Source organism: Martelella sp. FOR1707 (assembly GCF_053484265.1).
On sequence record NZ_JBAKFP010000010.1, the window covers coordinates 127,865 to 151,573 of the forward strand.

A 23,709-nucleotide genomic window follows, 5' to 3' on the forward strand; every position below is an offset into this window, starting at 1 on the left:
CACAGAAACGCCCGCGCCTCAAGAAGGAGCGCACGGGCTTGCGCGAAGACCTACCAGACGTAACGCAGTTTCGCCGAGGCGATCAGCGCCGAATAGCCCGCGCCCCATTCGCCATAGGCGCCAAGGTTGAGGTCAGCCTGCGAGGTGAGCTGGATCCTGGCAGCGACATTGGCGGCAACGGCGCTGCCGGTGGGCGCATTGCTGGAGATCGAGAAGCCGTAGCCCGGCAACGCCAGGAAGCGCGCGCTGGCATCGCCGCCGCCGCCATAGCGGTAGAGATAGGAAACGCGGCCATTGAGCGCGAACCGGCGCGCCACGTCGCCGGCGGCGGTATCGAAGCCGAGCCCGGCCTCGACAGTGCCGCGGAACAGGCCCACATCGGAATAGGCAAGCGCGGCATTGCCATAACCGGCCTCGACCTCTTCCTGATAATCAGGCGCGTGGGTGTAGACCGCGCTCGCCCCGACGAACGGCATCAGCGCCACGCCGTTCTGGACGATGCGGCCGCCCGCCTCGATCCGCCCGCCGACGGTTGTCGCAGAATATGAGCCGCGCAACTGGTCGACGGCATCGCCGAATGCGACCGTGCGTTTGGTGTCGATGCTGTCAACGCCGCCGCCGAGGGCAGCGGTGGCATAAAACCCTTCCTTGGACTGGGTGACGCCGTTGATGGCGGCGTGGAAGCTTTGCGAATCCGCCTTGCCACCCTGATCCGTCTGCTTGTAGGTCGAACTGCCGCCGCCGAACACGATGCCGATCGCGTTGGCATCGTCGAGCCGCGCCAGATAGCCGCCCTCGATCATGCTGCTGTCGATATCAGCGCCGGAATTGCCGGCCTGCGCGTTGCCGTCGACGCTCGAACTGCCGCCGTTATATTCGAGCCAGCCGGTATTGACCGGGTTGAGCGCGGCGTAAATCCCCCTGCGTCGCGCCGCGGACCAGTCCCAGCGCGGATCGCCGGCAGCGCCAGCATAGCCGTCATAGCCGCCGACCGCCCAGTAGGCGAGACCCGATGTCGCCGCCGGCGCGTTCTGCACCGTGTCGTCACCGCTATCCTTCTCGATCGGCCGCCAGCCGGCCAGCAGACGGTTGGGATTGGACGAGCGGCGCAGGAAATTATCCATGCCGAGCGTCGCCGTCATCGTCGCGTTGATGCCGAGCTCGCCGCCGAGCGTCGTCATCGCCGCTTCATAGGCCTCGCCCGATTGCAGCATGCCGGCCGCAAGCGTTCCCTGCAGCGGAACGCCATCGTTGAACGCGTTGACCAGCGCCGTGTTGACGCCCTGGCCGAGCGCCGAGAAGTTGAAATTGCCGCCGACATAGGCAAGGCCGAGCTTCAGCGCATTGTCCTCGTCGGTGATCGTCCCGCGGAACTGGGAGGGAAGCGAATCAAGCGAGGGATCATAGGTGCCGGTCAGGTTACCGGCCTGAAGCAGCGTATATTCCTTCTTCAGCACGCCGCCCTGATCGAAGTCGAGATCGATCGCGGTGTCGTCGAAGGCGACGGTACCTGTGACGATCGCCGGCTCCTGATTGATCGTGATCACGGCGACATAGGTGGCGTCGGGATCGAAATCGAGATCGCCATCGACCGTGATCGATCCCTTGCTGTCGCCGGCGCGGAACGTGCCGCCGGTGCTCACATGCGTATCGCCGATGATGCCGGAACCGCCAAGCGTCGCGCCGCTCGCCACTTCGGCGGTCGCGCCGCGCAGATCGGCGTCGATGTCGAGCGTGCCGCCGGCCGCTTCAAGCGAACCGGTGAAGTCCGCGCTGTCGGTGGAAAGGTTGAGCTCGCCCGGGCCCTTCTGAACCAGAGCGCCGCCGCCGTTCAACGCGCCGCGGAATTCGATATCGTCGGAGCGGGCGAAGCTCAGGGTGCCGCCGGCATCGATCGCGACATCGCCGCCGAGCGTTCCCGTCGTGCCGCCCGCGCCAACCTGGATTTCAGCGCCGGAGCCGATCGTCGTCAGGCCTGTATTGGTGTTGTCGGCAGTCAGGATCGTGGTGCCGGACAACGCAGCTATCTGCCCCGCCCCGCTGATGGTCGGCGCGAAGACATAATCAGACGAGGTGTGATTGAAGACGATAAGGCCGGTGCCCTCGCCGAAAGCGACGGTGGGTATCGCCACTTCGCCCGGCGCGACAGCGCTGCCGACACCGGGAATGCCGCCGATGACGAGGCCGCCCTGCGAACCGCTCTCTGCGGCAAGAATCAGGCTGTCGGCCGTGACGATGCCGTTCTCTGCTACGTTGAGAACGCCGGAGCCGCCATTGCCGACCACAAGATCGCCATTGACCGTCCAACTGCCGCCATAGACTTCGGCGAGGCCGAACGATCCCGCCGCATCGGCAACCACGCTTGCCGTGCTGGTGGCCGTCGCCCCGGTCGTGACGGAGAACAGACCTGTGCCGCTTGCGCCGACGGTAATGCTGCCGTCGACATCCCAGCTCGAGCCGGCGCCCGCGACCAGTACCCCGCCGCTACCGGTCGCAGAAGCGCCGAGCACGGCTGTCTTGTTGGTGACCTTCGCGCCGCTGGCGATTCCGAGAAGGCCTGTGCCATCCTGGCCGACGGTGAGATTGGAGGTGTTGGTCCAGACGCCGCCGGTCGTCAGCGCGACGCCGCCCTCGCTGTCGGCGTCGCGGCCGATGACGCCGCCATTGGAAGTCAGCGTCGCGCCATCGAAGATGCCGAGCGCGCCATCGCCCCTGGCGGCGACCGTCATCCTGTTGGTCAGCGTCACGCTGCTGCCGGCGCCGGTAATCACGGCACCGCCATAGCCCGTAGCATTGACGCCCAGCATCGCGTAGTCAGCGGTAACCGTCGCACCGTTAGATACGGTAAGGCCGCCATCGCCGGAATTGCCGACCTTGAGCGCCGCCGAAAGCTGCAGCTGCGTGCCAGCGCCATCAATCGTGACCGTGCCTTCGCCGCCGGTGACATAGCCGACCGTCATGTTGCTGGCGGTCATCGTCGCGCCGGCGAGAACGGACAGCTCACCCTCGCCGCCGGAGCCGCCGCCGGCGACGCTCCCGCCGATCGCGATGTCGTTGTAGACGTTCCAGAGCGAGCCCGCGCCCGTCACCGTGGCGGTGTTCCCGGTGGAGCTGTTGTTCTGGCCGATGCTGAGCGAGCCGCTGATGGCATGGCCGCCATTGTTCACGGTCACCGAGCCGGTCCCGGACAGACCGACCGTTAGATCACCATAGCCGTTCCATTCGGAGTTCGCCCCCGAGATCAACACGGTACCGTCGCCGCTGGCCCCCTGGCCCATGATCGTCTGATTCGATTCGAGCCGTGCGCCACCGGTAATATTGAGCGTACCCTCGCCAAGGTTTCCGATCACGACGCTGTTTGCGCCGGTGCCGTAGGTGCGCACCTGAGTCCCCGCGCCGTCGAGCGTGTAGGTGCCTTCACCGCTCGCCGCGTTGCCGATGGTGATTGCGCCTATCTCCGCCCTGGCGCCCGATTGCATCGTCAGGACGCCGGCACCGGCCCCGCCGACCGTGACAAGCTTGTCGAACTGGATCGCGCTGCCCGCGCCCTGAACGATGATGGTCCCGTTGCCGCCGGTAGATGCGCCAAGGGTAAGCACCTCACCCTGAACAGTGGCGTTGGAGGTCAGCTTGCCGGCGGCCGTGTCGCCCACGATGAAGTTGCTTATGTATTCCGTGCCGCGGTCGGGGGTCAGCACCGGAGCATTGTTCAGCGTATTGATGGTTACGTTATCACCGGATTTCGGCGGAAGCGGCGGCGGGTTGCCGCCCACGGTCCAGTTTGTCGTTGTATACCAGTCTGTGGAGGTCGCGCCCGTCCAGTTGAAGTCGGCGGCCAGTCCCGGCGCGCTCCAGGCCACCAGAAGTGCAGAGGAACTCAGAAACAATGCTCTGGCAGCGCCCTGCCGAAATTTCAAACCACGCATTACCCACCCCTTGCGAGCCGATCCGCTACAACTGGGAATCGGACGCCTTTACAAAAACTGAAGTGATTCTGGTTGCAGGTCCTTAAGAACCTATTGCCATGCGTGCTTTTGCGAACATGCTTAACATTTATGGTTAATGAATGGTTATCACCTCTGCCCGGCCGGCCATTGCATCTGCGGCTTCAATTCGGTTGCATCTTCGTCTATGAAGCGTCACAAACCGAAGGACCGGCAAACAGGGACTGCACAAGAATGCTTGAGACACTGCGCAAAGGCGCCCAGACCTGGGTCGCGAAACTCCTCTTGATCCTGCTGATCATATCCTTCGGCGTCTGGGGGGCGTCGAGCGCGTTCCTGTCCGGCAACTCCGATGTGGTGCTGAAGGTCGGCGACAAGACCGTCTCGGCCAATGAATACCGCCTCGCCTATCAGCGCCAGCTCAATAGTCTCAGCAACCAGTTCGGCCGGCGGCTGACCGGCGAGGAAGCCCGCATGATCGGCGTCGACCAGCAGGTCAACGCCCAGCTCGTTGCCGGCGCCTCTCTCGATCAGCTTGCCGACGACATGAATCTCGGCCTTTCCGAGGACCGCCTGGCAGAGATCATCGCCCAGGACCCCGCCTTCCAGAATGCCGATGGCCGTTTCGACCGCCAGCGCTTCAGCGCGCTGCTGCGCAATGTCGGCCTCAACGAGGATGACTATGTCGCCGAACGCTCCAAGGTTGCCGTGCGTTCCCAGGTCGTCGATGGCATCGCCGATGGCTTCGTCCCGCCGAAAACGCTGGTGGATGCCATCAGCGAATACCGCAACCAGTCCCGCGGCGTTGATTACATCGTCCTCAACAACGCCTTCATCGAGCCGGTGAAATCGCCGGGCGACGAGGTGCTGAAGCCCTGGTTCGAGCAGCGCAAGGCCGCCTACCGCGCGCCGGAATACCGCAAGCTTTCCTATGTGGCGCTTCATCCGTCCGATATCGCCGATCCCGACGCCATCACCGATGCCGCCGTGCGCGAGGATTACGACGCCCGGATTTCAAGCTTCACCACGCCGGAGGAACGCCGTATCCAGCAGCTCACCTTCTCCGATCAGGCCGAAGCCGAACAGGCCGCCCAGGCGCTTGCCGACGGCACCAAGACGTTCGACCAGCTTATCAGCGAACAGGGCAAGACAACCGGCGACGTAACCCTCGGCATCTTCACCAAGGGCCAGTTTCCGGACGCCTCGATCGACGAGGCGGCCTTCGCCATAGAGAACGAGGGCGGCACCAGCGAAGTCGTCCAAGGCAATTTCGGCCCGGTGATCCTGCGCGTCACCGCGATCTCGCCCGAACAGGTCACGCCCTTCGACGAGGTCAAGGACCGGATCCGTCAGGAACTCGCCGAGCAGCAGGCAACGGACGATATCCTGAATGTCGAGAACCAGTACGAGGACCAGCGCGCCGGCGGCGCTTCGATGGCCGAAGCAGCCCAAAGCCTGGGCCTCGAGCCGGTGACCATCGACGCCATCGACGCCCAGGGCAATGATGAAAGCGGATCGCCTGTTGCAGACATTCCGCTTGGCACCGAGCTTGTCGCTTCAGCCTTCGACAGCGATATCGGCGTCGAAAACCTGCCGCTCACGCTCAATGACGGCGGCGTCGTCTGGTACGAGGTCGTCGACATCACCCCCTCGCGCGACCGCGAATTCGACGAGGTCCGCAGCCAGGTGGAGGTCGACTGGGCGGCCGAGCAGCAGCGCGAGGCCCTGGCCGACAAGGCGAACGAGTTGCAGGCGCGCGTCGAAGGCGGCGAGTCGCTGCAGCAGATTGCCGATGAACTGGCGATCGACGTCAACAGCGTGACCTCCGTCACCCGCACCACGCAAAATGACGATCTCGGTCCGGAAGCCGTCGCCGCAGCCTTCAGCGGTCCGCTGGGCACCGTGGCCACAGCACCGCGCGACAGCGGCACCGAGCAGGTGGTGCTGAAGGTCGTGGCCGTCGTCAACCCGGTCGGCACGCTGGCGGCATCCGGCGACGACCAGGCGGTCAACGCCATCGCATCCTATGCCGGCGATGACATTCTCGACGAAATGATCAACAAGCTGCAGGGCGAATATGGCGTCACGATCAACCAGACGCTGGCCCAGCAGGCTATCAACCTCAGATAAGAAGAGCGAACAATGTCCGAGCTGAAGCCCTTCATCGCGAAAGTCGCAAGCGGCCAGTCGCTTACCAGTGACGAAGCCCGCCGGGCCTTCGATCTGCTGATGTCGGGCGAGGCCACGCCATCGCAGATCGGCGGTTTCCTGATGGCGCTGAGGGTCAAGGGCGAAACGGTCGACGAGATCGTCGGCGCGGTCTCGACCATGCGCGCCAAGATGACGCCCGTCAAAGCGCCGGCCGATGCCATCGATATCGTCGGCACCGGCGGCGATGGTGCTGGAACCTACAACATCTCCACGCTGGCGGCGATCATCACCGCCGGCGCCGGGGTCACGGTCGCCAAACATGGCAACCGCGCGCTCAGTTCCCGCTCGGGCACCGCCGACAGCCTGTCGGAACTCGGCGTCGACCTCGATATCACGCCGGCCCTGATCGAGGCCTGTCTTGAGGAGGCCGGCATCGGCTTCATGTTCGCGCAGAAGCATCATGCCGCCATGCGTCATGTCGGCCCGTCGCGCGTCGAGCTCGGCACCCGCACGATCTTCAATCTCCTTGGCCCGCTTTCCAATCCCGCGGGCGTCAAACGGCAATTGCTCGGCGTGTTTGCTGCCGAATGGGTGCGGCCGCTCGCCGAGGTTCTGCGCGATCATGGTTCGGAAAAGGTCTGGGTCGTCCACGGCCAGGGCCTAGACGAAATCACCACCACGGGCGAGACGCTGGTGGCCGAGCTTGCCGACGGCAAGATCCGGGAGTTCACGCTGTCGCCCTCCGATTTTGGCGTACCGGAGGTCGAACTCAGGGCGCTGCGCGGCGGCGACGGCAAGGTCAATGCGGCGGCGCTGCGCAGGGTGCTTTCCGGCGAAAAGAATGCCTATCGCGATATCGCGCTCTGCAACGCCGCAGCCGCCCTCGTTGTCGCCGGCAAGGCCGATACGATCTCAGACGGCATGGCGATTGCAACGGAAGCGCTGGAGAGCGGCAAGGCCGCGCTCGCGCTCGACCGTCTGGTGGCCGTGTCGAACCGCAAGCCAGAGCATGAGGCCCGGCCATGACCGATATCCTGAAGAAGATCGAAGCTTACAAGCGCGAGGAAATCGCTGCTGCAAAAAGCACCGTGCCGCTTGATGAGCTGAAGGCGCGAAGCCGCGATCTCGACAAACCGCGCGGCTTTGCCGATGCGCTTTTCGCCAGGAAGGCCGCGGACGAATTCGGTCTTATCGCCGAAATCAAGAAGGCGAGCCCCTCCAAAGGCCTGATCCGCCCGGATTTCGATCCGCCGACCTTTGCCGCGGCCTATGAAAAAGGCGGCGCTGCCTGCCTTTCGGTGCTGACCGATACGCCAAGCTTCCAGGGCGCGCCGGAATTCCTCGCTGCCGCCAAGGCCGCCTGCGCCCTGCCTGCACTGCGCAAGGACTTCATGTTCGAACCCTATCAGGTCTATGAGGCCCGCGCCTGGCAGGCCGATTGCATTCTGATCATCATGGCGAGCCTTTCCGATGACGAGGCCCGGCGCTTGGAAGAAACCGCCTTCGAACTCGGCATGGACGCGCTGATCGAGGTCCATGACGAAGCCGAATGCGAACGCGCGCTGAAGCTTTCCTCGTCGCTGATCGGCATCAACAACCGCAACCTGCGCACTTTCGAAGTCTCGCTGGAGGTCAGCGAAAGGCTCGTTCCGATGATCCCGGATGACCGGCTGATCGTCGGCGAAAGCGGCATTTTCGTTCATGACGACTGCCTTCGGCTGAAACAGGTCGGCATTTCGACGTTCCTCGTGGGCGAGAGCCTGATGCGCAAGGACGATATCGCCGCCGCTACCCGCGCACTGCTGAAGGGCAGCGCCGAGGCCGCGCCATGACCGACAAGCCCGCCGGACTGACCCATATCGGCGAGACCGGCGAGGCGCGCATGGTCGATGTCGGCGCCAAGGCCGAAACCGTCCGCTCCGCCACGGCGGAAGGCCATGTCCGGATGAAGCCCGAAACGCTCGCGCTGATCGAAAGCGGCAATGCCAAGAAGGGCGACGTCATCGCCACCGCCCGGCTGGCCGGGATCATGGGCGCGAAGCAGACGGCGAACCTCATCCCGCTCTGCCATCCGCTGATGCTGACGAAGATCGCCGTCGACATCGACGCCGACGCAGCGCTTCCGGGTCTCAGGGTCGTCGCCACAGCCTCGCTCTGCGGCCGGACCGGCGTGGAGATGGAGGCGCTGACTGCGGTTTCCGTCGCCTGCCTCACGATCTACGACATGGCCAAGGCCGCCGACCGCGAAATGGAAATCGGCGCAATCCGACTTGTCGAGAAATCCGGCGGCGCAAGCGGCGACTTCAAACGCGGAGCCTGAGCCATGGCCGATCCCCTGCTGAGCGTTGAAAGAGCCGGCGAGATCCTGCTGGAGCATGCTGCGCAGGTGAACGACACGGAAACAGTCGCGCTTGCCGATGCCAATGGGCGCGTGCTTGGCGAGGATATCGTCTCACGCATCACCCAACCGCCCTTTTCGGCCTCCGCCATGGATGGCTATGCGGTGCGCGCGGGTGATATCGGGCCCGCAGGCGCGGAGCTTCAGGTGATCGGCGAGGTCGCCGCCGGCGCGATGCCGCATGCGCATGTGACCGCCGGAACCGCGATGCGGATTTTCACCGGCGCGCCGCTGCCGCAAGGCGCCGACAGCGTGGTGATACAGGAAAATACCGAGAAGCGCGGCGATGCCGGCGCCTTCGTCAAAACCACAGCCGAAGTGGGCGACAATATCCGGGACGCCGGACAGGATTTTGCCGCGGGCGATATCCTGCTTCGCCGCGGCCGCGCGCTGGACGCCCGCGCCCTTTCGCTTGCCGCAGCCGGCGGCCAAGCAACGCTGTCCGTCTTCCGCCGGCCGCGCGTCGCCGTGCTTGCCACCGGCAATGAGCTGGTGCCGCCCGGAACACTTCCCGGCCCCGGCCAGATTTCGGCCTCCGGCAGCGTCGCAATTGCCGCTCTCGCCCGCGACAATGGCGCGGATGTCATCGATCTCGGCATTGCCGGCGACAGCAAAGCCGAGATTCGTGGCGCAGTCGAAAAGGCGATCGAGGCGAAGGCCGATATTCTGGTGACGATCGGCGGCGCGTCGGTCGGCGATCACGACCTGATCCGCCCCACGCTTTCCGCGATGGGCATGGAACTCGATTTCTGGAAGATCGCGATGCGGCCGGGAAAGCCGCTAATGGTCGGCCGGCTCGCAGACATGCGCGTGCTCGGTCTGCCCGGCAACCCGGTCTCGAGCTTTGTCTGCGCCCTGCTCTTTGCCGAGCCGCTCATCCGCCATGTCGGACTTTTTCCGCCGCGCAAGCGCGAGACCACGGCCATCGCCGCATCAGCGCTCGCGGAAAACGGACCGCGCCAGCACTATATGCGCGGCCGTTTCGACCCCGAGGGCCGGATCGCGCCCTTCGCGCGGCAGGATTCATCCCTACAGGCCACGCTTGCCGAAGCGGATTGCCTGATCGTCCGCCCGCCCCATGCCAAAGCGGTTGAAGCGGGCGAGGCTGTTCGGATCGTGCACCTCGGCTGAGCGATGCGCCGGGGGAGCGGCCCTATCGGCCGCGCCTCGAAAAAGAGGCAGAGCGGTCACGCCTTCCGAAAAAGCCGGGACCGCTCAAGTCGATTCAGGCCGAGCCCTTTTCCTGGGCGGCGGCCGCGATCATGAACTCGTTCAGCTTGGCGTGAATGGTCTGCTCGTCCATTTCGACGCCGGCGGCGTTGAAGTCCGCCATCAGCTTTCCCGTCAGATCGGCGTCGCCGGCCTCGATGAAATGGCTGGCCATCACTTCGCTGATATAGGCCTCATCGCCTTCACGGCCCAAAAGTCCTGCCGCCCAGTTTGCCAGCATGCGGTTGCGCCGGGCGAGCGTATTGAAATGCGCATGCTGTTCCGCCGTGTAGGCGGCCTCGTGCGCGCGCCCGCGGTCTGCAAAAATTCGATCTGCCATGTTGGCCTCCCTGATAGTCCTACTTACCTAAGATGGTATGTCTTTGCGCAATTGAGAAGAAAAAAACCGGCATTTGCTTCAAAATTTGCCCGCATGCGACGCTTTGTCATCAGCAAATCGTGCAAAACCGCAATTGCCTTGAAAAACACGTGGTTTTGATTGAGAAAGCGGCGCAAACTCGCTATTGCAGCGAAACTGAGGATTTCAGCGCGCTTGGCGCGCCAACGTATACGAGACAGAGATGAGTCGTCGCCGCCGGGTTTATGAAGGCAAGGGTAAAGTCCTCTATGAGGGCCCCGAGCCCGGAACCCTGATCCAGTTCTTCAAGGACGACGCCAGCACCGAACCGGGTGCGGGCGCCGACGTGATCGACGGAAAGGGTGTTCTGAACAACCGCATTTCGGAATATGTCTTCGGGCATCTGAACGCGATCGGGATTCCCACCCATTTCATCCGCCGCCTCAACATGCGCGAGCAGCTCGTGCGCGAAGTCGAGATGATCCCGTTGATCGTCACCGTGCGCAATGTCGCCGCCGGCTCGCTGTCGCGCCGGCTCGGCATTGAGGAGGGCGTCCCCCTGCCCCGCTCGATCGTCGAGTTCAGCCTGAATTCCGACGAGCTCGGCAACCCGCTGGTGACCGAGGAACACATCACCGCCTTCGGCTGGGCCTCGCCGCCCGAGCTCGACGACATGATGGCGCTGGCGATCCGGATCAACGACTTCCTGTCCGGCCTGTTTCTCGGCGCCGGCATGCAACTCGTCGATTTCAAGATCGAATGCGGCCGCCTTTTCGAAGGCGACATGATGCGCATCATCCTGGCCGACGAGATCTCGCCCGACAGCTGTCGCCTGATGGATCTGGCGACCCGCCAGCGTCTCGATTCGCGCGTCGAAGGCGGCGACGGCGTTGCCGCGAGCGCCTATTCCGAAGTCGCGCGGCGGCTCGGCATCATGAATGAGAACGAGCCGACGCGCGCCGCCGGTCCCGTTCTGGTCAAATAGAATTTTCGAACACAAGCTGAGGTTAAGCCAGTGATCAACGCACGCGTCATCGTCACCTTGAAAAACGGCGTACTCGATCCGCAGGGAAAGGCAATCGAAGGCGCGCTGCATGGCCTCGGCTTCGATGGCCTTGCCGGCGCGCGCCAGGGCAAGGTCTTCGACCTCGCGATCGATACCGATGACCGCGCCAAGGCCGAAGCCGACGTCGCGGAGATGTGCGAGAAGCTGCTGGCCAATATGGTGATCGAAAACTACGCCATCGAACTGAACTGATCGGAGCCGCCATGAAATCCGCTCTTATCCAGCTTCCCGGTCTCAACCGCGACCGCGACATGTTCGCAGCCCTGAGCCAGATTTCCGGTACCGAACCGGTCACCGTCTGGCAGACCGAGACCGAACTGCCGGATGTCGACCTCATCGTGATCCCCGGCGGCTTCTCCTATGGCGATTATCTGCGTTGCGGCGCGATCGCCGCCCGCATGCCGGTCATGCGCGCGGTTGCCGACAAGGCCCGCGCGGGCGTGCGCGTCATCGGCGTCTGCAACGGCTTCCAGATCCTGCTCGAGGCCGGCCTTCTGCCCGGCGCGCTGATGCGCAATGCATCGCTGAAATTCGTCTGCCGCGAAGTCCGCCTGAAGGTTGCCAACAACCGCACGGTCTTCACCAGCGGTTACGCTGCCGGCGAGGTGATCCGCTGCCCGGTCGCCCATCACGACGGCAATTACTTCGCCGATGCCGACACGCTTTCAGGCCTGGAAGATCGCGGCCAGGTGGCGTTCCGCTATGCCGACGGCACCAACCCCAACGGCTCGGTCAACGATATCGCGGGCCTCGTCAATGAAGCCGGCAATGTGCTCGGCATGATGCCGCACCCCGAAAACCTGATCGAACCGGCCCATGGCGGCACCGACGGCCGCCGCCTTTTCGAGGCCGCGCTTGGACAGATTGAGGTTGCCTGAAACGGCGCACGTTTGGCTTGACCTGAACGTCAGAATGTTCAGTATTAGGAAAAAATAAGGCGGCGTGTGATTGCTGCCATATTGATTCGATTAGGTCGGCCCCATGCATGTGAACAGATTTTCGACGTCGGCGGCAGCAATTGCGTTTGCCCTGATAACCGCGACGACTGCCTCCGGCGCCGATATGAATGCCCCCAGCGTCTCGCCCGCGCCCGTTTCCACCGACGGCATTTTCGATGAAGTCCGCTTCGAAGTGGCCGCCTCGCTCGGCGCCAAGTCGGATTTCGAAAGCGGCGTGTTCCTGATCCCGAGCGTGTTCTTCGATCCGCTGCACAGCGAAGGCCGGGAAGGATTCGACAAGGTTTTCCACCCCCGTTTCTTCCTGAGCGCCAGCATCTCGACCGAAGACGAATCGTCACAGATCATGGCGGGCGCGAGCTGGAAGTTTCCGCTGCTCGGACCAACCTTCGCCGATATCGGTTTCGGCGGCGCGCTGACCAACGCCGACATTGACGAAGGCGGTCGCGGTCCCGGCGTCGGCTCGCACCTGCTGTTTCACGAATATCTTGCGCTCGGCGTCAATCTTGACGAAAACTGGAGCCTGACGGCAACCGTGCGTCATTCCTCGAACGCCGAACTGGCCTCCCCCAATAGCGGCCTGACCTATGGCGGCATCGGGCTCGGCCGCAGCTTCTGATTCCGCTCTCCTCCGGCATTTCAAGGCAAGTTCGGGCGCCAACGGCGGTTGCGCGCTTCGTCCGGCAAGGGCCGAAATCCGCTTCGCCTTCAAATCGCCGGAAAATTAACCATATATGGGAACTAGACGGACACGGGCAGCGTTTCGTGTCTATAAGTTCGTAAGTGACCCCCAAGTAAACGCCCCGGCACCCCCTGCTCCGGGGCGTTTATTTTTTGCCCTATCAAAAGATCAATTCGTTTTCGGCGCGATCGAATGCGCTACGCGCCTCGCTGATCTGCCTGTGGTTTTCCTTCGCCCAGGTGACCAGCAGCGAGAACGGTTCGAGAAACGACCGGCCCGTCTCCGTCAGTTCGTAGACCACCCTGGGCGGCTTGGTGGGAAACACGGTGCGGGTGATATAGCCGTCGCGGTGAAGGTCTCTCAATGTCTTGGTGAGCATGCGTTGCGAGATGTCCGGCGTCATGCGCTTGAGCTCGGCAAAGCGCAGCGGTCCGCTCGAAAGCGCCATCAGCAGCAGGCTGCTCCATTTTCCGGACACCTGGTTGAGCACATCGCGCACCGGGCAGTTCCCGGCCCCGTCATCGGCGATGATCTCGGCAAGCTGCGCGCGACTCCACAAGCGAAGATCGTCGGCCATTTCTTTCTCCCGGTCACAACCGTGTAACCACCGCACAAATAAAACCCGTCTTTACAACGACGACGGTCATATTAGATGGTTCATGGTCTCTTTTTGAGACTATAGTTCGTTCACAGCTTTACTCTAATCGGGATACCACACATGAACAACCCGACAATCCTCGTCACCGGCGCGTCCGGAAAGCTCGGCCGCGAAACGCTGGACTTTCTGCTGGCCTCCGGCAAGGACCCCGCCCGGATCATCGCCGCCACCCGCGACGTGACCAAGCTTGCCGACTATGCCGAGAAAGGCGTGATCGTGCGGCAGGCCGATTTCAATGCGCCCGAAACCCTGGGCCCCGCCTTCGAAGGGGCCGAGCGGGTGGCCATCATCTCCACCGATGCCGTTTTCCCCGGGGTCGATCGGGTCGCCCAGCACAGCGCTGCCGTCAGCGCTGCCAAGGCGGCGGGCGTCCGTCACATTATCTATACCTCGATGCCGGGCCCCGAGACCTCGCTGATCAGCTTCGCGGGCGATCATCTGGGCAGCGAGAAGGCGGTCAAGGAAAGCGGCCTCGACTACACCATCCTGCGCAACACCTGGTATCAGGAGAACCTGCTGATGAGCCTGCCGCAGGCGCTGGAGCACGGCGTGATCATGTCGGCGGCGGGTCAGGGTAAGCTCAGCTACATCGCTCACGAGGATTGCGCCCGGGCGCTGGCCGCGGCCCTGCTTGCGGAGACCGAGGGGAACGCGATCTACACGCTTGTCGGCCCCGAAGGCCACACCATCGAGGATGTGGCGGCGCTGGCGCGCGAATTCAGCGGCAAGCCGCTCGCGGTGCAGCATGTCGACAGCGCCACGCTGCGCAAGACCCTGGAAGGCGCGGGCCTGCCGCCCTTCCTCGTGGACATGCTCGTCAGCACGGACGACAACATCCGCGCCGGCAATTTCGACATCGTCAATGATGATTTCGAGCGCCTCACCGGTCGCAAGCCGAGGCCGCTGCGCGCCTTCTTCGAGAACAACCGCGAAGCATTGTCCGCCTGAAACAGCGCCCGCTCAGACCTTTTCGCCACAGGCATGGCGGAAGCGACGAACGCTCTCCGCCATGCCGTATTCCAGCGCGTCGGCGGTCAGGCCGTGGCCGATCGAGACCTCCGCCAGATCCGGGATCGCGGCCACAAGCGGCGGAAGGTTGGCGACGGTCAGGTCGTGGCCGGCATTGACGCCGAGGCCGCGTTCGAGCGCAAGACCGGCCGTCTCGCCCAACTGCCTGGCGAGCGCGGCCTCCCTGTCGGGATCATCGAAACACGCGCCATAAGGGCCGGTATAGAGTTCAATCCGGTCCGCTCCACTTTCGCGCGCCACGTCAAGCTCGGCGGCGGTCGCGTCGCCATCGGCGAACATCGAAACCCGGATATTCTTCTTCTTGAGCTTCTCGACCGACTTCTTCAGCAGGTCGCGATGATCGGCGAATTTCCAGCCATGGTCGGAAGTTGCCTGGGCCGGGTCATCCGGCACCAGCGTCACCTGCTCGGGCTCGGTTTCCAGACAGAGCCCGATAAAGAAATCGCTCGGATAGCCTTCGATATTGAACTCCGCCTGCGGGAACTCGTCATCAATCAGCGCCCGCAGCACCGGAAGATCGGAAAACCGGATATGGCGCTGGTCGGGGCGCGGATGCACCGTCAGGCCATGCGCGCCCGCTTCAAGGGCGAGCCTGCCGAAATGGCGCACGCTCGGCCACGGCAGATCGCGCCGGTTGCGCAACTGGGCAATCGCATTCAGATTAACGGAAAGCTTGGCGACCATGGCTCCCTCCAGATGTACCGCGCCGAAAGGCGCCTCGCCGTGTATGCGCCAAAGCGCGCCTTGCGGCAACACACGGTTGCGTCTTTACATGACGACGGTCAGTTTTTCGGCCGCGCGGGTGATCGCCGTATAGAGCCAGCGCTCCCGCGTATCGCGAAACGCCCAGCTTTCGTCGAACAGCACGACATTGTTCCATTGCGAGCCCTGCGCCTTGTGGACGGTCAGCGCATAGCCGTAGTCGAAATCATCATAGCGTTTTTTCGTCGACCACGGAATTTCGGTTTCGCTGTCTTCGAACGCCGCCTTGAGGAGCTTGATGCGAGACGCGCCGCGATCGGGATCGTCTTCCTCCGGGTTCACCAGCAGGTTGATGCCGGGCTTCACCGTTTCGCGCGAGGCGGACATCACCTTCCAGAGAGAACCGTTGAGCAGACCCTTCGCCGGATCATTTCTCAGACACACCAGCTTGTCGCCGGCCTGCGGATGGACCTGCGAAAAGCCCTTCAGCTCGCGCAGGCGCTGATTATAGCGCCGCCGTGTGCGGTTGGTGCCCACCAGCACCTGGTCGGCCTCCAGCACCAGTTCCTGGGTCACGTCATGCTTGGAGATCACCTGCGCGAGGCCGTAATCGCCATAGCCGATCTCCTGACCCTCGCGCACCTTCATCGCGAGCTCGATGATCGGGTTGTCGCGGGCCTGGCGATGGATCTCGGTCAACAGGTAATCGGGCTCGTGATTGGTGAAATAGCCGCCGCCAGAAACCGGTGGCAACTGGCCGGGATCGCCGAGCACCAGCACCGGCGTGCCGAAGGAGACAAGGTCCTGGCCGAGCTTCTCGTCCACCATCGAGCATTCGTCGATGATGATCAGCGCCGCCTTGGCGAGCGGGCTCTGGCGGTTGAGGGTGAACATCGGCGAGACAGAGGTCTTGCCGGTCTCCTCGTCCTCGATCATCTCCTCGCCCTTGGGGCGATAGATCAGCGAATGGATGGTGCGGGCATTGGTGGCCCCACGCGAGCGCAGCACCTGCGCGGCCTTGCCGGTGAAGGCGGCAAACAGCACCTCGCCATCGACATGTTCGGCGAAATAGCGCGCAAGCGTGGTCTTTCCCGTTCCGGCAAAGCCGAAAAGGCGAAAGACCGGCGCCCGGCCCTCCTTCAGCCATCGGGCGACCGCCTGTAGCGCTTCATCCTGTTGCGGCGAAAAGTCCATGAGCGTGAATTGGCAGGATTCGCCATCCGTGGGCAACAAAAAATCGCAGCGCGCGGGAATAAACCGCGATGTTGAGGTGTCTATAACTCGTAACCACCGCAATCTGCGGTTATCGCAACACGGAAACGACAACCATGATGAAGAAGACCCCGATCCTCGCAGCCGCAGCACTTGCAGCCTTTGCAGGGATCGCCCATGCCGGCACCACCACCTTCCAGGCGATCAACACGGCGGACGGGCCGGTTCTCGCCGGACAGAACGGCCAGACGCTCTACACCTATGACAAGGACGCAAACCACCAATCCGTTTGCTACGGTAGCTGCGCGAAGGAATGGCCCCCATATCTCGCCAACTCATCCGCGCAACCCTTCGCCAACTACAGCTTTGTGGTGCGCAAGGATGGCCAGAGACAGTGGGCATTGAATGGCGAACCTCTCTACTTCCGCTCTGCGGACAAGAAATCCGGCGACATCACCGGCCAGAACGCCGATCACGGCAACTGGCAGGTGGCGCGCCCGGCATGATCGCGCCGAAACGGCGCAGCATCCTTGCGAGGCTGCGCCGTCGCGCACCGCATTCGAGACTCAGTTGCTCGAGCAATTGCCGAAGCTTCACCGCATCGCCGGCGCTTTGGCCGGATCGGCCGTTGACGGCGACGATCTTTTGCAGAATACGCTGATGGTCGCTTTCGAGCGTCAGGACCAGTGGCGCGGCGAAAATCTCGGCGGCTGGCTTTGTGCGATCATGCGCCACATCGATGCCAACCGCCGCCGTCATGACCGCGTGCTTCCTATGATGGTTCTGGAGGAAGATTGCGGAGTTGCCGACAATTCGGCTGAAACCATCGAGATCGACCGGCTCGGCGTCGAGGCCGCGCTCGACGCGCTCGAACCCGATTTCCGGGCGATCGTGATCCTCAGGGACATCGAGGGTTATGGCTATGAGGAGATCGCGGAAAGACTTGGCATTCCGCTCGGCACCGTGATGTCGCGCCTGTCACGAGCGCGCCGCAGGCTGGCAGCCACGCTATCAGGCGAGCATCGGCCAGAGGCTTGCGACCAGCAGGAGCGCCATGGCAATGTTGAACCATCTGAGCCGGTTTCCCACGGACAGCCAGTCGCGCAGCCCCGCGCCGAAGCCGCCCCAGATCGAAAGGCTCGGCACCGACACCACGCCGAACATGCCTGAGACCAGCGCAACCGAAAACGCATAGTTTTCGGGATCGGTATAGACCGAGATCGCCGTCAGCGACATGATCCAGGCCTTCGGATTGACCCACTGAAAAGCGGCTGCCTGGAGGAAGGTCAGCGGCCTTCCGGAAACCGTCCGGCCCGAATCCATCTGCCTTGTGTTGGCGATCTTCCAGGCGATCCATATGAGGTAGGCAGCGCCCGCGACCTTGGCGACGATCAGAAGGCTCGGAAAGGCGGCGACGACCGCGCCAAGCCCGGCGCCGATCGAGGCCAGCAGCACCATGAAGCCGATCACGACGCCGGCCATATGCGGGATCGTGCGCAAAAAGCCGAAATTCACCGTCGAGGCAAATACCATGAAATTATTCGGCCCTGGCGTAAACGAGGCCGCAACCGCAAAACCGAACAGGGCCAGCAATGTTTCACGGGTCATAGTCCCGGTCCCTCCCCGGCTTGGCGAAACGAGTCACCCCGCGAGAATGCACCGGCATCCGCCTATCCGGCAAGCCGCCCGCCCGTCATCGGCGCGGGAACGCCCGTGGTTGTCGGGAAGCTGATCGGGAGACCGCGCAGCGTCCGCACCGCAAGAAACGCAAAGCACTCGGCCTCAATGGCATCGCCGCGCCAGCCGACCGTTTCCGCCGGCACGGCTTCGACGCCGGCGCGCGAGCCGAGCATCTGCATGATCGCCGGGTTGCGCCGCCCGCCGCCGCAGACGATCAGGCGTTTCGGACGCACCGGCAAAAGGTCGAGCGCCTTGCCGACGGCGGCCGCGGTGAAGGCGGTCAAGGTTGCCGCGCCCGTGGCCGGATCGAGGCCATCGGCCATTTCCGCGGTGAAGTCAAAACGGTCGAGGGATTTCGGATAAGGCGCTGAAAGATAGGGACGTTCGAGAAGGCGCGCGAGCCGTTCCTCGTCGACGGTTCCGGAAAGAGCAAGCTTGCCGTCGCGGTCCATCTCGCCGAGGCCGTTTGTCTTGATGAAATCGTTGAGCGGCGCATTGGCCGGACCGGTGTCGAAGGCGATCAGCCGGTCGCCGCCATCCCATGAGGTGACATTGGCAACGCCGCCGAGATTGAGGACGGCGGTTTCGCCCGTCGTGTCGAGGCCGCGCAGCAGGGCCTGGTGATAGCCTGCTGAAAGCGGCGCCCCCTGCCCGCCGGCGCGAATATCGGCGGTACGGAAATCATAGGCGACCTTGCAGCCGAGCAGGTCGTGCATCAGCGCGCCATCGCCGAGCTGGCGGGTGTCGCCGATCCGCGCCTTCGTCGGCGCGCGATGGAGCACCGACTGGCCGTGGAAACCCACAACGCCGATATCGGCCATGGTCAGGCCCTCGGCTTCGACCAGCGCCTTCACGGCAGCGGACTGGGCGCGGGTCAGCACCTCTTCGGCCTTCGCAAAAATCGCGGGTTCCGGGCCCTCGAAATTCCACTTGCGGGCGACGGCGAGCGTTTCTTCCAGCAGATCGCGGGTCGATTGCGGATAGGGCGCCAGCGTATAGGCGCCGAATTGCTCGACGCTGACGCCATCGGTCTTCAGCATCGCGACGTCGATATTGCCGTCGAGCACGGTGCCCGTCATCAGGCCCACGGCCCAGACAGGTTTGTATTCCTCGGCCATCACTCCGCTCCGTTTATGAAATCACTGACGGCGCGGCGCAGCGCCATGATGCCGCTTTCGAAATGGCGGCTGGGGTGAACGCGGTTGGTCAGCAGCGTCCAGGCGTGGCCTCGTTCGAAGTCCACGCAGAGCGAGGTGCCGGTGAAGCCGGTATGGCCGATGGTCGCGGGCGAGCACAAGGCACCGCCATGCCAGCCCTCATAGGGCCGCTCCCAGCCATGGGTGCGGCGTTCGGACAATGGCTGCCGCATCAGGTTGACCGATGCGTCGCCCTCGCGATCCAGAAGATCGTGAGCGAAATCCAGTACGGCATCGATCTGGCCGAACAGCCCGGCATGACCGGAGCCCTGCAGCGCGTAGCAATTCTCGTCATGCACCTCGCCGGCCATAACCCGGCCGCGCCATGTGCAGCGCTCGGTCGCGGCCGTTTTCTCCGGCGCGGCGGACCAGGCGAAGCCCGAGCCGGGGTCGAGATCGCGGATTGTCTTGCCGGACAGCCGTTCCAGCGCGATGCCGAGCAGGAAAAAGTTGATATCGGAATAGACAGGCGTTTCCACCCGCTTCCATTCCCGCTGCAGCACGAAGGCCCTCAGACGATCGGGATCGCCGCCATAGGTGTAGATCGGCTCCACCGCCGGAAAACGCGTCTGGTGGCCGAGGCACTGGCGGAAGGTCACCTGCCGCTCCCAACAATTCGGATCATATTGCCGGAAATCCGGGATCACGGAGGTCAGCGGCGCGTCGAGATCGATCTCTCCCGTCTCGGCCAGCGCCAGAATCCGCGACGTGGTGAAGATCACCTTGGTGAGCGAGGCGAGATCGAACCATGTGTCGATGGTCATCGGACGCACTTCCGGCACGATCGCGGCGCGGCCTACGGCGCGCGTCAGCCGGTTGCCCTCGCGGTCCACGAGGCCCAGCACGCCGCCGGGAATGCATCCGTCGGAAACGGACTTTTCAAGGGCGGTAAACGCCTTGTCGAAACGGGTCTCGTTCATGGCTCGGCCCTCGCCAGATGATCATCACCATAGGATATCCAATCCGCCTGTGGCGGCTCGTAGCCCGCGGGGCGCACCAGCGAGGGGACCTCGGTGGTGTCGATCTGGTAGTCCTGGCGGCGGCGGTCGATGCTCGGCACCGCCGAGATCAGCCGTTTTGTATAGGAATGCTGCGGATCGGCAAGCACGGAACGGGCATTCCCGATCTCCACGATCTGACCGGCGTAGACCACCGCGATGCGGTGGGCGATGCGTTCGACCACCGCCATGTCGTGGGTGACGAACAGATAGGAAAGGTTCATGTCGCGCTGCAGCTCGGTCAAGAGTTCCAGCACCATGGCCTGCACCGAGACGTCGAGGGCGGAGACCGCCTCGTCGAGCACCACGACGGAGGGCTTCAGCATCAGCGCGCGGGCGATGCAGAGCCGCTGACGCTGGCCGCCGGAGAATTCGTGAGGATAGCGGGTCAGCGCGTTTTCCGGCAGGCCCACCCGTTTCAGGAGTTCGGCCATGCGGGCGCGGGTCTCGGCGTTCAGCCGGCCGCCGGTTGCAATCACCGGTTCGGCGAGAATGCTGTCGACGCGCAGGCGCGGATTGAGCGAGGCATACGGGTTCTGGAACACCATCTGGATCGGATCGCCATGGGCGGCGACCGAACCGCCCTCGCCCAAAGCGAAATTGCCGCGCGTCGGCTTGGTGAGGCCCATGATGGCCCGCGCGGTGGTAGATTTGCCGGAACCGCTTTCGCCGACGATACCCAGCGTCTCGCCCGGCATCAGGTCGAAATCGATGCCATCGACGGCATGGACGGCGCCCGTCTGTTTTCTGAAAAACCCGGAGGCGACGGGAAAGCGAACGGTCAGGTTTTCGACGGCAAGCGCCGGCTTCGTATCAGGTTTGCGTGTGAAGTCGCTGCGCACAGCCCGACCCTTGGCAAAATGCGGCACCGCCTTCAGCAGATGCTGGGTATAGGCGTGCTGCGGGTTGTCGAGAACCGTGTCGGTCGCACCCTGCTCCACCACTTCGCCGGCCTGCATCACCATAACCTTGTCGGCAATGCCGGCGACGAGGCCGATATCGTGGGTGATGAAGATCAGGCCCATATCGCTTTCGCGCTTCAGCTCGGAAAGAAGCGCCAGGATCTGTGCCTGTACGGTCACGTCGAGCGCCGTCGTCGGTTCGTCGGCGATCAGCAGGCGCGGATTGCAGGACAGCGCGGTCGCGATCATCACCCGCTGCAGCATGCCGCCGGAAAATTGGTGCGGATGGTATTTCAGCCGTCTTGCGGCATCCGGGATGCGGACCCGCTCGAGCGCGTCCTTCGCGGCATTCATCGCCTGCTTGCCGGTCAGGCCGTGATGCAGGCGGAAGCTCTCCGCGATCTGCTCGCCGATCGTGTGGACCGGGTTCAGCGAAGTCATCGGCTCCTGGAAGATCATGCCGATCTCGCGGCCGCGAATGCCGGTCAGGTGTTTCTCGGGCAGGCTCGCCAGATCGACAGTGTTGCCGTCCGAGAGCGTGTAATCGATCCGCCCGCCGGTGATCTTGCCGCCGCCGAAATCGACAAGTCGGTTGAGGCAGAGCGAGGTGACGGATTTGCCCGAGCCGCTCTCGCCGACGATCGCGAGCGTCTCGCCGGCGGCAAGGTCGAAGCCCACGCCGCGCACGACCTCGTTCTTCTCCGGATTCTTGCCAAAGCCGACGCGGAGATCGGAGACGGTTAGAAGCTTGCTCATGCCTCTGCCCTCCTGGAACGGGGATCGAGAATGTCGCGCAGCGCATCGCCCAGCAGGTTGAAGCCGAGAATGCCGAGCATGATCGCAAGCGCGGGGAAGATCAGCAGCCAGGGCGCCATCTCCATCAGGTTGCGCGCCTCGCTCAGCATCAGACCGAGGGAGGCCTGCGGCGGCTGGGTGCCGAGGCCGAGGAAGGAAAGCCCGGCCTCCGTCAGAAGCGCCCAGGCGAGCGCCAGCGTGACCTGCACGGTGAGCGGCGCGACCAGATTGAGCAGCATATGGCGCGACAGGATATAGGAGCGCGATGAGCCGAAGGTGCGGGCGGCATCGACGAATTCGCGAGTTTTCAGCGAAAGCGCCGGGCCGCGCACCACGCGGGTGAAGATCGGGGTGTAGACGAAGGCGATCGCCATCACGCTGGTCCATGTGCCGGGGCCGACAATGGTGATGATCAGGAGCGCCAGCAGGATTGCCGGAAATGCCAGCAGAACATCCATCAGCCGCATGATCGCGCCATCCCAGTTTCCGCCGAACCACGCGGCGGCAAGGCCGAGCACGATGCCGGCGATCGTTGCCAGCGCCACGGAGGAAAACGACACGATGAAGGATTGCGCGATGCCGATCATCAGCCGGCTCGCGACATCGCGGCCCAGCAGATCGGTGCCCATCCAGTAGGTCGCGGATGGCGCATGAAGGCGATCAAGGCGGAACTGCGCCAGCGGGTCGTGCGGGGTGACGCCGATCAAACCGAGGATCGCGATCACGATATAGAGCCCGACGATCGCGCCGCCGATGCGGCCACTCGGATGGGCGAAGATGGAACGGACGAGAGCCATTACTGCGCTCCCAGCCGGATGCGCGGGTCAAGCGCCGCATAGGCGAGATCGACCAGCAGATTGACGATCATGAAATTGAGCGCGATGAACAGCACGCTGCCCTGCACCAGCGCATAGTCGCGCTGCAAAATGGCGTCGAGAACCGTGCGCCCGAGGCCCGGCAGCGCGAACACCTGTTCCACGATCACCGCCCCGCCCAGCAGATAGCCGAACTCGACGCCGGAGACGGTGACCACCGGGATAAGCGCATTGGGCAGCGCGTGATGCCAGATCACCTGACGCTGCGGCACGCCCTTGGCGCGGGCGGTACGGACATAGTCGTCGGAAAGAATATCGAGCATGGCGGAACGCGAGATGCGAGTGACGGCGGCGGCGAAGGCGAAGCCGAGCGTCAACGCCGGCAGGATCATCTGCGCGAGGTTCTTCAGCGGGTCTTCGAACAGAGGCGTGAACGTGCCCATGGCGGGCAGCACGCCGAACCAGACGGAGAGCGCGTAAATCGCCAAGAGCGCGACCACGAAGCTCGGCGTCGACTGGCCAATCATCGCGACAACGCGCACGATGAGATCGGACGGCTTTTCGGCATGGGTCGCGGCATAGATGCCCGCCGGCAGGCCGATGGCGAGCGCCACGATCATCGACAAGAGCGCCAGTTCCAGCGTCAGCGGAAACACCCGGAGGATGACGTCGAGCACCGGCTTGCCATAGGTGACCGAAATGCCGAGATCGCCGTGCAGCACGCCGCCGAGCCAGTGCCAGTATTGGCCGAACCAGCTCTGGTCCATGCCGAAATAGGTTTCGAGCGCGGCCCGCTGGGCCGGCGTCAGCAGACCGGCCTCGGTTCCCAGCATCGCCGTGATGGCGTCGCCGGGAACCAGCCTGATCGAAATGAACACGAGGACGGACACCCCGAGCATGACCAGAGGAAAGGTCACCAGTCTTCGGGTCAGATAGTTCATGGGGCGTTGACCTCGTG

Annotated in this window: 22 protein-coding genes and 1 pseudogene; 12 read left to right on the forward strand and 11 right to left on the reverse strand. The window is 63.8% G+C overall.

Annotated elements, in window-relative coordinates; translation table 11 throughout:
- Positions 1–50: 50 nt before the first annotated feature.
- Positions 51–3,926, reverse strand: coding sequence for an autotransporter domain-containing protein (locus tag V6765_RS22815; RefSeq protein ID WP_448432904.1), 3,876 nt, complete (start codon positions 3,924–3,926; stop codon positions 51–53).
- A 252-nt stretch (positions 3,927–4,178) separates the two neighbouring features.
- Here V6765_RS22815 and V6765_RS22820 point away from each other — a divergent pair, with 252 nt between their 5' ends.
- From V6765_RS22820 to V6765_RS22840, 5 genes are read left to right on the forward strand one after another with little or no spacing between them, the layout of a single operon-like run.
- Positions 4,179–6,074, forward strand: coding sequence for a SurA N-terminal domain-containing protein (locus V6765_RS22820; protein ID WP_448432905.1), 1,896 nt, complete (start codon positions 4,179–4,181; stop codon positions 6,072–6,074).
- A 12-nt stretch (positions 6,075–6,086) separates the two neighbouring features.
- A complete protein-coding gene (gene trpD / locus V6765_RS22825; protein ID WP_448432906.1) occupies positions 6,087–7,121 on the forward strand; it encodes an anthranilate phosphoribosyltransferase in 1,035 nt (344 codons plus the stop codon).
- Positions 7,118–7,927 (forward strand): indole-3-glycerol phosphate synthase TrpC, encoded by an 810-nt coding sequence (gene trpC / locus V6765_RS22830; RefSeq protein ID WP_448432907.1) that lies wholly within the window; start codon positions 7,118–7,120, stop codon positions 7,925–7,927. Before trpD ends, trpC begins: the two co-directional genes overlap by 4 nt.
- Entirely contained in the window at positions 7,924–8,415 is a 492-nt protein-coding gene (gene moaC, locus V6765_RS22835) for a cyclic pyranopterin monophosphate synthase MoaC (protein WP_448432908.1), read from the forward strand. Before trpC ends, moaC begins: the two co-directional genes overlap by 4 nt.
- 3 nt (positions 8,416–8,418) lie before the next feature.
- Positions 8,419–9,624: a molybdopterin molybdotransferase MoeA gene (locus tag V6765_RS22840; protein ID WP_448432909.1), complete on the forward strand. Its 1,206-nt coding sequence runs from the start codon at positions 8,419–8,421 to the stop codon at positions 9,622–9,624.
- Positions 9,625–9,718: 94 nt separating this feature from the next.
- Here the strand turns inward: V6765_RS22840 and V6765_RS22845 are convergent, their stop codons facing one another.
- Entirely contained in the window at positions 9,719–10,042 is a 324-nt protein-coding gene (locus V6765_RS22845; protein ID WP_448432910.1) for a DUF1476 domain-containing protein, read from the reverse strand.
- 241 nt (positions 10,043–10,283) lie between these two features.
- Between V6765_RS22845 and V6765_RS22850 the strand changes: the two genes are divergently transcribed.
- From V6765_RS22850 to V6765_RS22865, 4 genes are all read left to right on the forward strand, one after another.
- A complete protein-coding gene (locus tag V6765_RS22850; RefSeq protein ID WP_448432911.1) occupies positions 10,284–11,045 on the forward strand; it encodes a phosphoribosylaminoimidazolesuccinocarboxamide synthase in 762 nt (253 codons plus the stop codon).
- Between the two features lie 30 nt (positions 11,046–11,075).
- Positions 11,076–11,318, forward strand: coding sequence for a phosphoribosylformylglycinamidine synthase subunit PurS (purS, locus tag V6765_RS22855; RefSeq protein ID WP_448432912.1), 243 nt, complete (start codon positions 11,076–11,078; stop codon positions 11,316–11,318).
- 11 nt (positions 11,319–11,329) lie between these two features.
- Positions 11,330–12,004 (forward strand): phosphoribosylformylglycinamidine synthase subunit PurQ, encoded by a 675-nt coding sequence (purQ, locus tag V6765_RS22860; RefSeq protein WP_448432913.1) that lies wholly within the window; start codon positions 11,330–11,332, stop codon positions 12,002–12,004.
- A 184-nt stretch (positions 12,005–12,188) separates the two neighbouring features.
- Positions 12,189–12,701: an acyloxyacyl hydrolase gene (locus V6765_RS22865; RefSeq protein ID WP_448432914.1), complete on the forward strand. Its 513-nt coding sequence runs from the start codon at positions 12,189–12,191 to the stop codon at positions 12,699–12,701.
- Between the two features lie 223 nt (positions 12,702–12,924).
- On the opposite strand, the gene V6765_RS22870 is transcribed toward V6765_RS22865, so the two are convergent.
- Positions 12,925–13,341: a winged helix-turn-helix transcriptional regulator gene (locus V6765_RS22870; protein WP_448432915.1), complete on the reverse strand. Its 417-nt coding sequence runs from the start codon at positions 13,339–13,341 to the stop codon at positions 12,925–12,927.
- Positions 13,342–13,482: 141 nt separating this feature from the next.
- Between V6765_RS22870 and V6765_RS22875 the strand changes: the two genes are divergently transcribed.
- Positions 13,483–14,370, forward strand: coding sequence for an SDR family oxidoreductase (locus V6765_RS22875; protein ID WP_448432916.1), 888 nt, complete (start codon positions 13,483–13,485; stop codon positions 14,368–14,370).
- Between the two features lie 12 nt (positions 14,371–14,382).
- Here V6765_RS22875 and V6765_RS22880 read toward each other — a convergent pair whose 3' ends face one another.
- Entirely contained in the window at positions 14,383–15,135 is a 753-nt protein-coding gene (locus V6765_RS22880) for a pyridoxine 5'-phosphate synthase (RefSeq protein ID WP_448432917.1), read from the reverse strand.
- A gap of 84 nt (positions 15,136–15,219) precedes the next feature.
- On the reverse strand, positions 15,220–16,347 hold the full coding sequence (locus V6765_RS22885) for an ATP-dependent DNA helicase (RefSeq protein WP_448432918.1): 1,128 nt from the start codon (positions 16,345–16,347) through the stop codon (positions 15,220–15,222).
- Between the two features lie 134 nt (positions 16,348–16,481).
- Between V6765_RS22885 and V6765_RS22890 the strand changes: the two genes are divergently transcribed.
- Both V6765_RS22890 and V6765_RS22895 read left to right on the forward strand, forming a co-directional pair.
- Positions 16,482–16,871 (forward strand): COG4315 family predicted lipoprotein, encoded by a 390-nt coding sequence (locus V6765_RS22890; RefSeq protein ID WP_448432919.1) that lies wholly within the window; start codon positions 16,482–16,484, stop codon positions 16,869–16,871.
- Positions 16,771–17,352 (forward strand): annotated as a pseudogene (locus V6765_RS22895) (RNA polymerase sigma factor); the annotation flags it as partial. The gene V6765_RS22890 and the pseudogene V6765_RS22895, both read left to right, overlap by 101 nt.
- 24 nt (positions 17,353–17,376) lie before the next feature.
- Here the strand turns inward: V6765_RS22895 and V6765_RS22900 are convergent.
- From V6765_RS22900 to V6765_RS22925, 6 genes are all read right to left on the reverse strand, one after another.
- Positions 17,377–17,973, reverse strand: a complete 597-nt coding sequence (locus V6765_RS22900) for a LysE family translocator (RefSeq protein ID WP_448432920.1) — start codon at positions 17,971–17,973, stop codon at positions 17,377–17,379.
- Between the two features lie 62 nt (positions 17,974–18,035).
- On the reverse strand, positions 18,036–19,163 hold the full coding sequence (locus V6765_RS22905; RefSeq protein WP_448432921.1) for an anhydro-N-acetylmuramic acid kinase: 1,128 nt from the start codon (positions 19,161–19,163) through the stop codon (positions 18,036–18,038).
- Positions 19,163–20,161 (reverse strand): serine hydrolase domain-containing protein, encoded by a 999-nt coding sequence (locus V6765_RS22910; protein ID WP_448432922.1) that lies wholly within the window; start codon positions 20,159–20,161, stop codon positions 19,163–19,165. The genes V6765_RS22905 and V6765_RS22910 overlap by 1 nt, the downstream gene beginning before the upstream one ends.
- Positions 20,158–21,897 (reverse strand): ABC transporter ATP-binding protein, encoded by a 1,740-nt coding sequence (locus tag V6765_RS22915; RefSeq protein ID WP_448432923.1) that lies wholly within the window; start codon positions 21,895–21,897, stop codon positions 20,158–20,160. The genes V6765_RS22910 and V6765_RS22915 overlap by 4 nt, the downstream gene beginning before the upstream one ends.
- The gene (locus V6765_RS22920) at positions 21,894–22,733 is read right to left on the reverse strand and encodes an ABC transporter permease (protein ID WP_448432924.1); all 840 of its coding nucleotides are present in this window, start codon (positions 22,731–22,733) and stop codon (positions 21,894–21,896) included. Before V6765_RS22920 ends, V6765_RS22915 begins: the two co-directional genes overlap by 4 nt.
- A complete protein-coding gene (locus tag V6765_RS22925) occupies positions 22,733–23,692 on the reverse strand; it encodes an ABC transporter permease (RefSeq protein ID WP_448432925.1) in 960 nt (319 codons plus the stop codon). Before V6765_RS22925 ends, V6765_RS22920 begins: the two co-directional genes overlap by 1 nt.
- Between the last annotated feature and the right edge of the window lie 17 nt (positions 23,693–23,709).

Excerpts from the sequence above, each read along its gene's own strand:
- V6765_RS22865 (WP_448432914.1), top strand. The coding sequence starts at position 12,189 with ATGAATGCCCCCAGCGTCTCGCCCGCGCCCGTTTCCACCGACGGCATT.
- V6765_RS22915 (WP_448432923.1), bottom strand. The coding sequence starts at position 21,897 with ATGAGCAAGCTTCTAACCGTCTCCGATCTCCGCGTCGGCTTTGGCAAG.
- V6765_RS22815 (WP_448432904.1), bottom strand. The coding sequence starts at position 3,926 with ATGCGTGGTTTGAAATTTCGGCAGGGCGCTGCCAGAGCATTGTTTCTG.
- moaC (WP_448432908.1), top strand. The coding sequence starts at position 7,924 with ATGACCGACAAGCCCGCCGGACTGACCCATATCGGCGAGACCGGCGAG.
- V6765_RS22905 (WP_448432921.1), bottom strand. The coding sequence starts at position 19,163 with ATGGCCGAGGAATACAAACCTGTCTGGGCCGTGGGCCTGATGACGGGC.
- V6765_RS22900 (WP_448432920.1), bottom strand. The coding sequence starts at position 17,973 with ATGACCCGTGAAACATTGCTGGCCCTGTTCGGTTTTGCGGTTGCGGCC.
- V6765_RS22850 (WP_448432911.1), top strand. The coding sequence starts at position 10,284 with ATGAGTCGTCGCCGCCGGGTTTATGAAGGCAAGGGTAAAGTCCTCTAT.
- V6765_RS22820 (WP_448432905.1), top strand. The coding sequence starts at position 4,179 with ATGCTTGAGACACTGCGCAAAGGCGCCCAGACCTGGGTCGCGAAACTC.
- V6765_RS22880 (WP_448432917.1), bottom strand. The coding sequence starts at position 15,135 with ATGGTCGCCAAGCTTTCCGTTAATCTGAATGCGATTGCCCAGTTGCGC.
- V6765_RS22910 (WP_448432922.1), bottom strand. The coding sequence starts at position 20,161 with ATGAACGAGACCCGTTTCGACAAGGCGTTTACCGCCCTTGAAAAGTCC.
- V6765_RS22920 (WP_448432924.1), bottom strand. The coding sequence starts at position 22,733 with ATGGCTCTCGTCCGTTCCATCTTCGCCCATCCGAGTGGCCGCATCGGC.
- V6765_RS22840 (WP_448432909.1), top strand. The coding sequence starts at position 8,419 with ATGGCCGATCCCCTGCTGAGCGTTGAAAGAGCCGGCGAGATCCTGCTG.
- purQ (WP_448432913.1), top strand. The coding sequence starts at position 11,330 with ATGAAATCCGCTCTTATCCAGCTTCCCGGTCTCAACCGCGACCGCGAC.
- trpC (WP_448432907.1), top strand. The coding sequence starts at position 7,118 with ATGACCGATATCCTGAAGAAGATCGAAGCTTACAAGCGCGAGGAAATC.
- V6765_RS22890 (WP_448432919.1), top strand. The coding sequence starts at position 16,482 with ATGATGAAGAAGACCCCGATCCTCGCAGCCGCAGCACTTGCAGCCTTT.
- trpD (WP_448432906.1), top strand. The coding sequence starts at position 6,087 with ATGTCCGAGCTGAAGCCCTTCATCGCGAAAGTCGCAAGCGGCCAGTCG.
- V6765_RS22845 (WP_448432910.1), bottom strand. The coding sequence starts at position 10,042 with ATGGCAGATCGAATTTTTGCAGACCGCGGGCGCGCGCACGAGGCCGCC.
- V6765_RS22875 (WP_448432916.1), top strand. The coding sequence starts at position 13,483 with ATGAACAACCCGACAATCCTCGTCACCGGCGCGTCCGGAAAGCTCGGC.
- V6765_RS22870 (WP_448432915.1), bottom strand. The coding sequence starts at position 13,341 with ATGGCCGACGATCTTCGCTTGTGGAGTCGCGCGCAGCTTGCCGAGATC.
- V6765_RS22925 (WP_448432925.1), bottom strand. The coding sequence starts at position 23,692 with ATGAACTATCTGACCCGAAGACTGGTGACCTTTCCTCTGGTCATGCTC.
- V6765_RS22885 (WP_448432918.1), bottom strand. The coding sequence starts at position 16,347 with ATGGACTTTTCGCCGCAACAGGATGAAGCGCTACAGGCGGTCGCCCGA.